At 34.3% G+C, this 14,199-nt stretch carries 9 protein-coding genes; 1 reads left to right on the forward strand and 8 read right to left on the reverse strand.

The window, feature by feature from the left end; all coding sequences use genetic code 11:
* Positions 1–54: 54 nt before the first annotated feature.
* Both OS188_RS05615 and OS188_RS05620 read right to left on the reverse strand, forming a co-directional pair.
* Positions 55–3,156: a fibronectin type III domain-containing protein gene (locus OS188_RS05615; RefSeq protein ID WP_267147849.1), complete on the reverse strand. Its 3,102-nt coding sequence runs from the start codon at positions 3,154–3,156 to the stop codon at positions 55–57.
* A gap of 396 nt (positions 3,157–3,552) precedes the next feature.
* Complete coding sequence (locus OS188_RS05620; protein ID WP_267147850.1) at positions 3,553–6,783, reverse strand: T9SS type A sorting domain-containing protein; 3,231 nt, start codon at positions 6,781–6,783, stop codon at positions 3,553–3,555.
* A gap of 399 nt (positions 6,784–7,182) precedes the next feature.
* Between OS188_RS05620 and OS188_RS05625 the strand changes: the two genes are divergently transcribed.
* Positions 7,183–8,169: a hypothetical protein gene (locus tag OS188_RS05625; RefSeq protein WP_267147851.1), complete on the forward strand. Its 987-nt coding sequence runs from the start codon at positions 7,183–7,185 to the stop codon at positions 8,167–8,169.
* Between the two features lie 86 nt (positions 8,170–8,255).
* On the opposite strand, the gene OS188_RS05630 is transcribed toward OS188_RS05625, so the two are convergent.
* From OS188_RS05630 to OS188_RS05655, 6 genes are all read right to left on the reverse strand, one after another.
* A complete protein-coding gene (locus OS188_RS05630) occupies positions 8,256–9,077 on the reverse strand; it encodes an enoyl-ACP reductase FabI (RefSeq protein WP_267147852.1) in 822 nt (273 codons plus the stop codon).
* Positions 9,078–9,163: 86 nt separating this feature from the next.
* Complete coding sequence (recN, locus tag OS188_RS05635; RefSeq protein WP_267147853.1) at positions 9,164–10,816, reverse strand: DNA repair protein RecN; 1,653 nt, start codon at positions 10,814–10,816, stop codon at positions 9,164–9,166.
* An 81-nt stretch (positions 10,817–10,897) separates the two neighbouring features.
* Positions 10,898–11,785, reverse strand: a complete 888-nt coding sequence (porD, locus tag OS188_RS05640; protein ID WP_267147854.1) for a type IX secretion system protein PorD — start codon at positions 11,783–11,785, stop codon at positions 10,898–10,900.
* A complete protein-coding gene (gene coaBC, locus OS188_RS05645; protein ID WP_267147855.1) occupies positions 11,778–12,986 on the reverse strand; it encodes a bifunctional phosphopantothenoylcysteine decarboxylase/phosphopantothenate--cysteine ligase CoaBC in 1,209 nt (402 codons plus the stop codon). The genes porD and coaBC overlap by 8 nt, the downstream gene beginning before the upstream one ends.
* Before the next feature lie 5 nt (positions 12,987–12,991).
* Complete coding sequence (locus OS188_RS05650; protein WP_267147856.1) at positions 12,992–13,321, reverse strand: DNA-directed RNA polymerase subunit omega; 330 nt, start codon at positions 13,319–13,321, stop codon at positions 12,992–12,994.
* A gap of 10 nt (positions 13,322–13,331) precedes the next feature.
* Complete coding sequence (locus tag OS188_RS05655; protein ID WP_267147857.1) at positions 13,332–14,144, reverse strand: outer membrane protein assembly factor BamD; 813 nt, start codon at positions 14,142–14,144, stop codon at positions 13,332–13,334.
* Positions 14,145–14,199: the final 55 nt, after the last annotated feature.

A 14,199-nucleotide genomic window follows, 5' to 3' on the forward strand; every position in this document is an offset into this window, starting at 1 on the left:
TAAAAGCCACTCGAATGAGTGGCTTTTTAAAATAAAATTAGACTTAGCTAAACTTTATTTTTTTATGACTTTTATTGTTTTAGTGGCATTTTCAATAGTTACTTTAACAAAATAAGTACCAGATTGAAGATTTGACATATCGACATCCATATTCGCTGAATTAGAAGCCGTACGTAGCACTTCTTGACCTAATAAGTTAAACACTTCTACACTTTGAATGGTCTGAACACTTCTTAAGTTTAAAATATTGTCTACTGGGTTCGGGTAGTATTTAAAACTTAACAATTCTGATTCTTCAATACTCAATGCTTCATCAATAGAAATATTATCTAGGTGTAAATAAAATTGATTAGCATCTGAATATGCCTGAAAACCAATATAGTATACTCCTGTTGTTGCTGGTGTAAAGTTTTGAGACTCGCTCATAGGTGCACTGTTAACAACGCTTGGATAATCTGCAATAATGTTTGTCATTGATGCAGAATCTCTATCTGTACCATAAGCTACCTTTAAAGCCTCTGGAAAAGTAGTACCAGTACCTCCATAATCGTAAGTTATGGTATAAGTTTCTCCTCCAGTTAAATTAACCCCTCGAGTAAAAAACCAAGAGTTAGCAGCGTTCGATGTATCCCACTTATATCTTAAATGGTTTGGAGTAAATCCATAGCTTGTAACAGAAACTACTTCCCATTGAGTAGAACCAGCTCCTTCATTAATAATAGAAGTACAATCTGGTGTTGCTGTCGATTCTTGAAAATCCACAGTATAAGGAACGTTTACAGCATCGCATGTAGTTATAAAATTGAAAGGGCCTGTCCAAGAAGAATAATCTCCACTACCACAATTAGCTCTTACATAAAACGCATAATTATTCGCAGCTACTAAACCGCTTTGTGAGTAAGGGTTTGAAACGTCCGTAACAGTTGGATTTCCTGTTGCTGTTTCTCCAGCTGTTATATCTATAAACTCGATATCCCATAAAGTTTCACTGCCTCCAGGGTTCCAATTTAAATCAGCAGAATTTGTTGTTACGTTTGAAACTGATAATGCGGATGGAGCTAAACATGTAGGAGTAGCTTCCCAGACTACATCATCAATTAAAAGACTATTTGCTGGAGAGCCCGTGTGTCTAAAAGCTGGGTAATTGGAATATGTTCCTGCAGGAGGAACTACTGTATGTTCAGTATATGTTAAAGATGAAGCTGTTATTGATTCAATGGCTACAAAAGAATCTGCATCTATAGGATTCACTAAATATCCAAATTCTACTACTCCATTTGAAGAAAAATTACCTCTCAAATTAAATCTTAGCCAATGTGAACCATCTCCTAAATTAGACACTGGTTGCATAGCAACAACTGCCATATTTGTAGCTGAATTACTGTACAAGTATAATGTATTAGGTGCAGTATTTGCCGATGTAGTTTGAGTATTTACTGAACCAGTAGTACCTACTTTCTCCCAACAGTTTGGTAGCTCGGGAGAAGTTACTCCATCAAAATTTTCTGAGAATTCTGTTACAAGATCACATGAAGTAGCAAAATTGTAAGGTCCTGACCAAGTACTTAGTTCTCCACCTCCACAATTTGATCTCACATAAAACTGATAATCATTAGCTGCTGTTAAACCAGTTTGAGTATATGGGTTTGCCACATCTGTTGATGTTGCGTTTCCTGTAACCGATCCTCCTGCTGTTATATCTACTAATTCTATATCCCAGGTAGTTTCACTTCCACCAGGAGTCCAGCCAAAGTCTGCAGAGTTTGGAGTAATATTAGAAACTACTAAATTAGAAGGCTCAACACAAGAAGGAACCTCTCTAACTTGAACTTCATCTAAATAAATATAAGCATCTCCACCACCGTAATTACTTGTACCTACAAATTTAACCAACACATTGTTTGAAATATTAGATGAAATATCATAGGATACTGGAGTCCATTCAGCTTGATCCGTTAAGCCATTGGCAATAGAAGTATAAGTTGCTCCTCCATCGGATGATACTAGAACTTCAAAATTACCTCCCGTTGGGTTTTTATAATAAAACTTTAATTGCAAAGAAGGTAACGCAGAAGCATCAAAAGTAGGTGTAATTAATTCTGACGTCAATCCACTACTATTAAAATAAGAGTTAAATCTCATGCCTCTTCCTGAAAAACCAGTCTCATAGCTAGTAAAATGGTAGCTTTCAATTGTTGTTGTTCCTTGAACAGACCAGCATGCTGGTTGTCCAGAGGTAATCCCTTCAAAAGACTCTAAATAAGGATAAGCAGTAACGTTTTCACATAGAGTTGTAAAAGCAATAGGACCATTCCAACTACTCAATTCTCCCCCACCACAATCTGCTTGGACGTAGTATTCAAAATCAGTACCACTAGCAAGTCCTGTTTTTATATATGGATTACCTACTCCTGAGTCTGTTGCTACACCTGATGGAGGTGTACCAGCCGGTACTATTTCAACATTATACAATGAGGCACTTCCATTTTCTGTCCAAGATAATTCTGCCTGAGATGTTGTAATTGCTGTTGCTGCTAAATCTGTTGGAAACGGACAAGCTTGTGTAATACCACCGAAAACAATATTAGATCTATAACCTCTAAAACTCCCCTCTGTTGGAGAGGTTGGATCAGGATCTGAACTATCACTATAAGCAACTAAAGTCATATTGGAACTCGTATCTGTAGACTGCCAATAAATGGAACAGTTATATCCAGGTTCGTTTTCATGAACACCAACAATTAAATTATCAGTCCCATTATAAGTAAAAGGTGTGTCTAGTGTTAAATTAAGCCAATTTCCGACAGCTGGAAAAGAGACCGTTCCTGAATAAGCTTGCGTCATATTGGTCAAGTCTTCCCAATCTGTGGTACTTGCATATTCCGATTTAGACGAATGCCCCATATAAATAGTCCATGCTGTACTTTCAGAGGTAGATGTAGCTGTAATATCATCCAAATAAAAAGAGATAGATGTAATATCTCCAGAAGCATTAATTTCTGAAGCCAAAAATATTTGTTGACTATAAGAATAGCCATAGCAACTATAAACTGGCAGATTATTTGTTGTATTGGTACTAACACCAACCTGTACTTGCGAAAAGTTCGCTTGAGTTATTGCAAAAAGAAATGCAAATAACAAAGTAATTTTTTTCATAATAAATTTGATTTTAGTTAATTCTATTAAAAATATTGATTTATAACAATTAAAACCTTGTTTACCTAAACTAATCGACTAAAGGAGTTTTTATGCGCTTAAATACCTATTTAAATCTATTATTTTAAACATATTATTTGATTTTTAACCTTTTTGGGTGTTTATCCGTAATTATGGAAACTAGATTGGTTATAAAATCATTAACTATTAACATTATACGTATTTATTTTGTAAAGAGTTTCTTAGGTACATTTTTATGCCGTAGACAACTAAAACGATGAATGCTTGGAAAAGGATTTTAATAATTAGTTGAAATTGAATTCCGAAAACACTGTTAAAGCAAAAACCCAGACTTAAAGTCTGGGTTTTCAAATAGTTTAATTTCTAATTCGCTTATTAGTTCTTAATTATGCGAATAGTTTCTGTATTATTATCAACTGTTACTTTTACAAAATAAGCACCTGATTTTAAATTAGACATATCTACATCGCTATTAACAGTATTAGGAGCCGTACGTAGTACTTCTTGACCTAACATGTTGTATATAGCAACGTTTTGAATTTCCTTTTGTCCTATTAATTTTAATGTATTTTTAACAGGGTTCGGGAAATAGCTAAACAAGTTATCTGCGCTATAATCTTGAATGCCAATCGTTGGGCAATTAAGACTAATGGTGTGTGTTCCTGTTGTTGAACTCGAACTACTGTAGTGCGCGATATACACGTAGTATGTCTCTCCATCAACCGAATTAGCAATAGTATATGTTTCAGTACCTGTTGAGGAATCAATACAAGCCACATTAGTAAGTGTTCCACAAGTGCCACTAGCAATAGCTAACTTATGGTCGAAATCTGCAGAAACTTCAATATCCATATCACCGCCATAGCCTGTAAAGGAATACCAAACACCATAATCGGCCATAGAACAACCACTATCTTCTGGTGTACCGGCAGAACTTGTGCTATAACCAGAAACAGAATCTCCACATTGTAAAGCTGTTGCGGTAGCGCAAGTTTGGTTAGCTGGTGGTGGTGGTGGTGTTCCTACACAAATATCGAAAGTTGTTGTAGCTCCACTAGAACCAGAATATGTATAAACTTGTACTAAATACGTAGTACCAATAGTTAAGCCAGTTAAATTTGCCGTATCAGGATCACTACATAAAATTGGTGTTCCTAAAGAACCACATCCTGGTGTAGCATCATAAAAAACCATATACATATCTGTAGGGCTTCCAGCTTTATTTGTTAATGATACGCGATGTGATGTAGCTGTAGCTGTAAAACTATACCAAACATCATTATTTGGAGTTCCGTAGCAAGTTCCATCATCTTGACCAGAATCTGTAGCACCTGCAACGGTACCAGAAGTAACTACCGCACAAGAATAATCAGCATTAACGGTTAGTGCTTCAGCTCCTGAACATTCATCGTTTGCTGGAGGACAAGCAGTTTGAGTTTGATTTGGACTTGTAACAGCGCAGTTAGCGTTATCGTCTGGAGTCGCTGTAATAACAACATCTGTTCCATTGGCATAAGGTCCAAAAGTTAACATTGTTATATTGTTTGCAATCTGTGCAGGGTTCCCTTGATCATCCACAATACTTAATGATGCTGATGTTCCCATATCTGTAACATCCACAAGGACATTAAAATCTCCTCCTGGATTACCACAAATATTATCCACACTGAAGTTCATAGTGGCTGGGGTACAACTTAAATAATATCCACATAAATCAAATGTTCCTATTTGGTCATTACTATAATCCCAAACTCTCAAGTAATAAGTATCACTTACCGTAAGACCTGTATATGTTTTTGGCCAAGAGTTTCCACAAGTTCCAACTTCGGTTAAAGAGCCTGGCGTTCCAGAGTAAAGCACACCAGAAACAGAAGTTAACACTGATATATTGGATACATTCAAAGCTAAATCGGATGCAGGAGCAGTGATTTGATACCATAAATCACCATTTCCGGGAGAAGGATTCCATTGGCTAGAACAACTTGGAGCAACTTCTCCAGAATCATTCGTAGCTTCATTAGAGATTCCAACTATGGTATTTGCACCACAAGCAGTACCTTCATCTAAAGTCAAAACAATTGCTCCATTTGGAGTATCGTTAGCTGGAGGCGCTATAGCCGTAAAGTTAACTGGCCCAGCCCATGTACTCAATCCATCGGTATCGCAATTTGATTGCACATAAAAATCGTAACTATTTCCAGCTGTTAAACCAGTAGCTGTATCTGTTGTAACTCCAGCTGTTGTAGCCCCCATAGAAACAGGAGTATCTACATCTGGATCTTCACCAACATTCATTACTGCCCAATTGTAACCAGAAGTTGCATTAGCCTCAGCATCCCAAGAAACAGTTGCAGAAACATCTCCTGAAAGAACGGTAACAGATAAATTAGTAGCTTCAAGACATGTTGGCGCTGCATTTACAACACTATTCATAATAAATGAAGTTGTCCCTTGAATCCAATCTGTTATAACAATATAATAAGTAGTTCCTGCTGTTAAAGCAGGAGTAGATAACATAATATCTGCACTAGAACTTCCGTTTGTATAAGAAGCGATACAATTTGGTGCTGAATCTGGACAGTTATCTAAAACAAAAACACCATAATAAGAATTCGTAAAATCTGTAACGGTTAGATCTAGAGTTTCACCCGTTTCAACCGCTGTGTACTCAAACCAGTATTCAAGGTCATTATAACTAGCACTACAAGGGTTAACATTTGGTGCTGTATTACTATCTGAAAAACTTCCCTCACCAGTGGTTGTAGCACCTGCTTGTGGCGTGCCAGGTGTTAAGACCATCGCATTTTCACATACTGCTCCAGGTAGTGTACAACCTGATTCAAAATCTCCTAAAGAGAAGTCACAGGCTGCATCTGAGTGTTCAACAGATAATGTTACCGTATCTCCAATAGTGTATGGGCCAGCTGTTACTGTTCCTGCTACAATAGGAAAAGATCCTCCTAAACCATCTGTAACATTTGTACCATCGCCAACTGTAGAAACTACTACGTCAACGCTAAATTGACTATTTCCACAATCATCAACAACTGTTGAGCTATCCACAACTGCTGGAACACATGTTGGAGCTGGTGATACAACCACATCGTCTAATACAACTGCATACCCCCAAACACTCGTACCAGAAAACCTTATTTGAGTTGTTGCGGTTGTAGTGTAAGCATCTAATAGGTAAGATTCATCAGTAGGACTACTTATACTCGTAGTAAAATGCTCAATGGTAGACCATGAACCTCCACCATCTGTTGAAATCTCTACCAACAATGTATTTTGGTCTGAACCCCATGCTAATTGGGAGTGAACAAACGTCAGTATAAAACCTCCAGCAGATAAATCCATAGAAGGAGTCACCAATGAAGTTGTTGAAGCTGTGTAACTACCTCTATAAAAAGTTGCAGAAGTTGATCCATTAATCGGACAAGTTTGGCCACCTAATCCAGCCCCACAAGCAGCCCAAGAAATAGCTTCAGCATCTTGAACTTCAGTAAATGCACCAGGTACACCTCCTTCAAAATTTTCCGAAAACTGCGCATAACCTTGCCAACAAAAGGCAAGCATAGCAATTAATAAAATCGTAATTTTTTTCATATTAAATAATTGATTTATTGATTAAGCTCTAAAAATATTGATAATAATTAGTTAAGGAAGTGTTAATGTGGTAAAATCGATAAAATACGTTTTATACAGTTAAAATACATGTTGTTGGAAGTTTTAGATGTAAAAAACAGAATCAAAGACTTATTATTAGGCCTGTTTGTTTTAAATTTTAATTTTATTACCAAGTCGTAGCTAATTATTTAGCATAATAGTAAGTTCTGCCACAATTAATAGAACAAAAAACTATTATTACTAAGGAAGTAAGAGCTAACTCTTTACTAAGTAAACCTATACATAATTAATCCATTAATACCCTGAAGTTATTATAATAAGAGGTAACAAAAATAGGGTTATTTGGATATAAAGACAGAAAACTTAAATAATACAATTATGAAAACTAAAATTTTACTACTAAGCTTTATCATTACTGTACTAAATAGCTGTGATTCTTCTTCAGACCCTATTACACCAGTCGTGGTTCCAAATACGTTTAATCATTTATATATTGAAACTCAAAACATTGGAAATTTTGAATGTAATACCTGGGATTTTAATGAAGATTTTGGGACTTCTCCTGCGGGATACAAAAGAACCGATGTCTTGCTTCCTGCAACTTTTGGTACAAGTTTAAAAATGACACAATCTTCTGCCTATTCTAAAGTTGCTATTCAAGGTGCTAACCGTTATGTAGTTTCTTCGGGAGACAGAGTTCTTGTATATGATGTATCTTCTGCAACAACTACTGCTCCTTTGGAGTTCTCCATTCCCCATATAAATGCTATGAGATTTATAGATGACCGTTTCTTTATGGTGGTTAATTACGAGTTAAAAGAATATGATGTGATGACCATGACGCCTATTACCACATTTAATCCCATACAGCTTTTACCTACAGCAGGATGCTCTAATATGACCTCTAATGGCGATTTCTTATATATTATTGCTAGCCATAAGTTTTATAAAATTGATACCTCTGGCTCTGGATCTCTCGTTGTTAATTACCCAAAGCAACTATCTCTAACAAATTTAAGCGGATTAGAATACGTTAATAACCCGAATCCAGCATCGCCATGTCATGATACCTTTTATTTAATTAGAGAAGATGCTACTTCTAAACAGCTTATAAAACTCGATGAAGATACAGGGCAAGAAACTGTAGTTTCAGATTTAACAAATACCTTTGTTTCTAATGGAAGTAAAATTTCGACTGTACTCGATTATACTACAGAATACTATTATATCTATAGTTTAAACTCTCACGTTTTAAATACCTCTACAGTAACAGCAATCGATTTAACTCCTAGCTCTGGCGTGGTTACACCAGTATCGGTTAACACTGTTCCTGGCTACTACTTTGGAGTACAATTAAAGGATTAATTTATTTTATTATTTACTTTAAAAAACACGAGGTCGACTAAATAAATTTTAGACAACCTCGTGTTTTATGTTATAAAACAAAGAGCTTATTCGGTTCCTTTTACAAAAGCTTCCATAACTTCATTACTTACTCCCATATTACTAAAACCACCATCGTGGTATAAGTTTTGTAAAGTTACCATTTTTGTTAAATCGCTAAACATAGCTACCGTATAATTAGCACAATCTAAGGCAGTTGCATTTCCTAGAGGCGACATTTTATCAGCATAGGCAATAAAACCATCAAATCCTTTTACCCCACTTCCAGCTGTTGTTGGAGTTGGAGATTGCGAAATAGTATTAACACGAACTGTTTTTTCTTTTCCAAAGAAATATCCAAAACTTCTAGCAACACTTTCTAAATAAGCCTTATTATCTGCCATATCGTTATAATCTGGAAATACACGTTGAGATGCCATATAAGTTAAGGCAATAATGCTTCCCCATTTATTCATGGCGTCCTTTTTGTATAAAGTTTGCATCACCTTATGAAAAGACATAGCTGAAATATCTGTTCCTTTTTGAGTCCAATCGTAATTTTGATCTGTGTACGAGTTTCCTTTTCTCACGTTAATAGACATTCCAATAGAATGTAAAACGAAATCTAATTTACCTCCTAAAATTTCTACTGCCTCATCGACTAACTTTTCTAAGTCTTCCAATGAAGTGGCATCTGCAGGAATAATTTGTGAACCAGTTTTCTCGGCTAATGCGTTTATTTGCCCCATTCTTAAAGCTACTGGTGCATTTGTTAAAACAAAGGTTCCTCCTTCTTCATGAACACGTTCTGCTGTTTTCCAAGCTATAGAGTTTTCGTCGAGTGCTCCAAATATAATTCCTCTTTTTCCTTTCAATAAGTTATTAGACATAGTGCTAGTTATTTTTGTTTAGTGTTACGTTTTTATAGTAGTCAAAGTTAATAAAACTTTCACCTATATTCTTAAGTATTATTTTTTTAATTAAGCAATTGCTTGGCATGAGCTAAGGCAGAACTTGAAACTTCTGTTCCACCAAGCATCTGCGCTAATTCTACCAAACGTTCGTCGTAGTTTAACTCCTTCAAGTTTGATATAGTAAAATTGTCCACATCTTCTTTATACACTTTAAAATGTGTATGACCTTTAGCTGCAATTTGTGGAATATGAGTAATAGCAAATACTTGCATATATTGACTCATATCTAACATAATCATTCCCATTTTATTAGTGATTTCGCCAGAAACACCAGAATCAATTTCATCAAACATAATAGTAGGTAATTGTTTGTATTTAGACAGAATAGATTTTATGGCCAGCATAATTCTAGAAAGTTCCCCACCAGAAGCTGCTTTTTTAAGCTCGTTAAACTGCCCGCCTTTATTGGCTGTAAATAAAAACGACAATTCGTCTTTTCCATTAGCTAAATACACATTACTTGAGTTTAAAGAAATTTCAAACCTGGCATTTGGCATCCCTAATGTGCTTAAAATTTGTTCTAATTGCTTTGTTAACTTCGGAATAGCTTTTAGTCGGTTATCATGAAGTTTCTTAGCATGTTTACTCAAAAGGTTCTCTTCAGTTTTTAACTCTTCCTCCTTTTTCAGAATATTTTGGTCTAAATTTTCTGTATCTGAAACTTTTAAAGCAAGATTATCTTTTATTTCTATTAATTCTGAAACCGAAGATACCAAGTGTTTTTTTAATAGATTATTCAATAATAACAATTTAGTATTTACCTTCTCCAAACGTTCTGGATCTGCATCTAGCTGGTCTTGAAGTTTGTCGATTTCCGTAAAAACATCATCTAATTCAATAAAACTACTTTCAATTCTTTCAGCAATACTTTCATATTTACTAGAGAAAGAACTTATTTTTGTGAAATTTGTTTTTAATTGTTTTAATAAGAATAAAACACCTATTTCCTCTTCGTTCATAACCTGAGATGCATGTAAAAGAGATTCTTTTATCTCTTCTACATTGCTTAAGGTTTCAAATTCTTCCTCCAGCATAACCAATTCATCTTCTATAAGGTTTGCTTCGGTTAATTCCTTTAATAAAAACGAATTGTAATCGTATTCCTTAAGAGCTTCTGCTTTAGAACTCAACAAAGCTTCTAACTCTTTATTACGTGCTTTATATTGTTTTAGCTGGAGCGCATAAGTCTCTAACAACTCTTTATTGTTTGCTAAAGCATCGATAATTTCAAACTGAAAAGAATCGTCTACCAACTGAAGTGTTTCGTGCTGAGAATGAATATCTATCAGTTTTTCGCCTAAAAGTTGCAAGCTACTTAGGTTTACAGGAGAATCATTTACAAAAGCTCTGGATTTACCTGAAGGTAAAATTTCTCTTCTTATAATAGTTTGAGTTTCGTAATCAAGATCGTTGGACTGAAAAAAGTTTTTTAAATTATAGTTTGTAACATCGAAAACAGCTTCAATAATACATTTTTTTGAAGTATCTTTTATACTGTTTAAATCGGCCCTTTTTCCTAAAATAAGAGATAAACCTCCTAATAGGATAGATTTTCCTGCTCCGGTTTCTCCCGTAATAATAGAAAAACCTTGGTTAAAATTAACCTGAAGGCTATCTATTAAAGCATAATTTTTTATGGATAAAGATGTAATCAAAAGAATTTCTAGAATTTAGGTTAAAGATAGTTAATTTCAAGAAAAAGCCTTGTTGTAGTTCTTACTTGTATAATAGTAAGCTTAGAATTTTATTTCCCGCCATTGGCCAGAATACATAGGAGCAATATTGTTAAGAACATCTATTAGCTTTGTAATTTCTACTTGAGGTCCTGCACTAAATATATCTGTTATTTCGTCTGCCTTGGCATCAAAAAATGTTCTTAAAAGAAACGAATTAGGCCGTACCCTATTCATGGCTTCCAAACTTATTAAAGAATTAGCGATATTAGATTTAGCTTCCTTTTGGTTTTCACTCATTAAATCTAAACCTTCTCTATGATATTGATACATAACTTTTCTGTAGCCCTCAAAAGTTTGAGATAGCATATTGTCTACTAACATATATCTAGATTGGTTACCGTCGCTTAATTTCCATCCTTTGGTATTTTCTACCTGAGAGTAATTTACTATGGTTTGAGCTTGTCTAAAATATGGATCTCCACCGTTTAACTCGAAGGTATCCGCATCTATTCCTAAAATCATATAGACATGGAAAGCTAAGACCGAAATTAAATTAGATTCGAAGGAATTAGGGTTAAAAACCATATTCTGAAATTCCAGATATCTAAAAGTAAAGTCTTTATCGTTTACGTTATGAACTGTTGTTGTATAAGACGATCCATAAACAGGTCTTGAAGATTGCACTTGAATAGTAGCCTTAAAAACATCTCCCGAATGTTCTGTAATATTAATAAACATAGAACTTTCAATACGCTCCTGCGAAGAGAACTCCTTATCTGTCCATTTAGTGGTATTTACAAACTCGAAAATTTGATTTTCTAAGGTCTTAAAAACAGGTAAGTTACTGTTTCCTGTTTGGTCTGCATTAATAACTACCTTACAGTTTAATTCTTGTGCTTGGATTGAAAAACTAGAACACAGCAATAAAAATATGAAAATCCTATTCATGTAATTTTTTTATAATTTCGTTTAAAAGATCTTTTGCTACCTCTGCTTTAGATTTTAATTTATAAGCGGTAATTTTATCTTTATCATCAATGATGGTTACTTTATTGGTTTCAGTTTTGAAACCTGCTCCTTTATCTTGTAACGAATTTAAAACAATTAAATTTAAATTCTTTCTTTTTAATTTTCCTTTTGCATTTTCTAGCTCGTTTTCCGTTTCCAAAGCAAAACCTACTAGAATTTGATTTTTCTTGATAGCTCCTAATGATGCTAGAATGTCTTTTGTTTTTTCTAATTCAATAGTTAGACTTGGATCGTTTTTCTTTATTTTTTGATCGGCTACTAATTTAGGTCTGTAGTCGGCCACTGCTGCTGCCAAAATAGCCACATCTACCTGATTGAAATGCTTATGTGCTTCTAAATACATCTCTTCTGCAGAAGTAACAGGAAAAATTTTTACTAAACTATGATTTAAGCTAAGATGTGTAGGTCCAGAAATTAAAACAACCTCAGCTCCTAGATTAGCAGAAGCGTTTGCTATTTCAAAGCCCATTTTCCCGCTAGAGTGATTTCCTATAAAACGTACAGGATCTAAAGCCTCGTATGTGGGTCCGGCAGTAATTAAAACTTTTTTACCATGAAGAGGTAACTTTTTAACTATATCTTTTTCTATAAACGAAAGAATATCTTCAGGTTCTGCCATTCTACCTTCTCCATATAAACCGCTAGCCAACTCGCCACTTGTAGCTGGAATAATTATATTCCCATAGCTTTCCAATTTTATAAAAGATTGTTTTGTAGTTGGATGTTTATACATATCCAAATCCATAGCAGGCGCAAAATACACAGGGCATTTTGCCGATAAATAAGTAGCTAAAAGCAAATTATCGCAAGTGCCATTTGCCATTTTAGACAAGGTATTTGCTGTGGCAGGAGCAATAATAAAAAAATCTGCCCAAAGACCTAATTCTACGTGATTGTTCCATAAATCACTATCCACATCGTCAACAAATGTTGAGTGAACCGGGTTCTTGGACAAGGTAGAAAGTGTTAACGGAGTAACAAAGTCTTTTGCAGATGGTGTAATAACTACTTTTACATGAGCTCCTGTTTTTACAAAAAGCCGAACTAATGAAGCAGCCTTATAAGCGGCAATTCCAGCACTAATGCCTAAAAGGATATTTTTGCCGCTTAATATAGACATCTTGTTTATGCTTGAGTATCGTCTTCTGTGTTTCTGTAATAAATTTTATTATCTAACCATTCTTGCACTGCTAAAGCGTAAGGTTTTGGTAGTTTTTCATAAAATTTAGAAACTTCAATTTGCTCTTTGTTTTCAAAGATTTCTTCTAAACTATCGTTAAAAGTTGCAAATTCTTCAAGTTTTTCAATTAACTCTTTTTTAATTTCAGAATTAATTTGTTCTGCTCTTCTAGCAATAATGGAAATAGCCTCGTAAATGTTACCAGTAGGCTCGTCTATTTTATTTCTGTTGTATGTAATTGTATTAACAGGAGCTTTGATTTTTTTTAAATCCATTTTATTCTATTTAGCTTTTAGTACTATATTCTTCTAATTCTTTATTAATATCTTCTAACATTTCATTAGCCTCTTCCATACGTTCAGAATCACCATAATTCTTTTTGTAGTTATTGTAGTAGCTTTTGGCTTTTTCCAAACGTTCTTTTTTCTTAGATTCTATACTATTCATAGATACTTTATATGCAGAATCTAATTTGTAGAAAAATGCATCTTCTCTATATACTGAACCTGGAAAATCTAAAATAAAATTATCGAATGCTTTAATTGACGCATTATAATCTCCAGTATATCCAGCAATTTTATTGTATTGCTTTGCTATCTCGTAGGCTTTCAATTCTAATTTAAAATCTAAATCTTGGATTAACTTATTTGCTTCTGGAACATACTCTGAGTCCGGAAATAAATTAATAAATACTTGTAATTTATCTATAGCATCTCTAGTTTCTGTTTGATCCTTAGAATGAACAGGCGATAGCATATAAGTGGCTTTACCACTTAAAAAAGCTGCTTCGTCTACTTTTTCACTGTCTGGGTAAGCTGAAGCAAAACGCTCGAATTGGTAACTAGCCAAATAATAGTCTTTCATTTCATAAAAACTATTAGAGTATAAAAACATCAACTTTTCGGCTTGTGGTTTCCCGCGATAATTAGGAACAATTTGAGCAAAAAGTTTATTTGCTTTCGCATATTTCCCTTTATTATAGAGCTCTTCCCCTACTTTAAACTTTTGGGCAACATCTGGCTTTTTTAAGGCTTTTTGATAGGAGCTACAAGAACTTAAAACAGTGAAAGTTATAAATAAATAAAAAAGTTTCTTCATAATTTTTAAACAGGAGGCAAAATTAAGCTATTTTAATGGATTTTAAAAATATTAT

The organism is Xanthomarina sp. F1114, assembly GCF_026410255.1.
Classification (GTDB): domain Bacteria; phylum Bacteroidota; class Bacteroidia; order Flavobacteriales; family Flavobacteriaceae; genus Xanthomarina.

Bases quoted from the DNA above. Each gene is read 5' to 3' on its own strand.
- OS188_RS05615 (WP_267147849.1), bottom strand. From the start codon at position 3,156: ATGAAAAAAATTACTTTGTTATTTGCATTTCTTTTTGCAATAACTCAA.
- OS188_RS05620 (WP_267147850.1), bottom strand. From the start codon at position 6,783: ATGAAAAAAATTACGATTTTATTAATTGCTATGCTTGCCTTTTGTTGG.
- OS188_RS05625 (WP_267147851.1), top strand. From the start codon at position 7,183: ATGAAAACTAAAATTTTACTACTAAGCTTTATCATTACTGTACTAAAT.
- OS188_RS05630 (WP_267147852.1), bottom strand. From the start codon at position 9,077: ATGTCTAATAACTTATTGAAAGGAAAAAGAGGAATTATATTTGGAGCA.
- porD (WP_267147854.1), bottom strand. From the start codon at position 11,785: ATGAATAGGATTTTCATATTTTTATTGCTGTGTTCTAGTTTTTCAATC.
- coaBC (WP_267147855.1), bottom strand. From the start codon at position 12,986: ATGTCTATATTAAGCGGCAAAAATATCCTTTTAGGCATTAGTGCTGGA.
- OS188_RS05650 (WP_267147856.1), bottom strand. From the start codon at position 13,321: ATGGATTTAAAAAAAATCAAAGCTCCTGTTAATACAATTACATACAAC.
- OS188_RS05655 (WP_267147857.1), bottom strand. From the start codon at position 14,144: ATGAAGAAACTTTTTTATTTATTTATAACTTTCACTGTTTTAAGTTCT.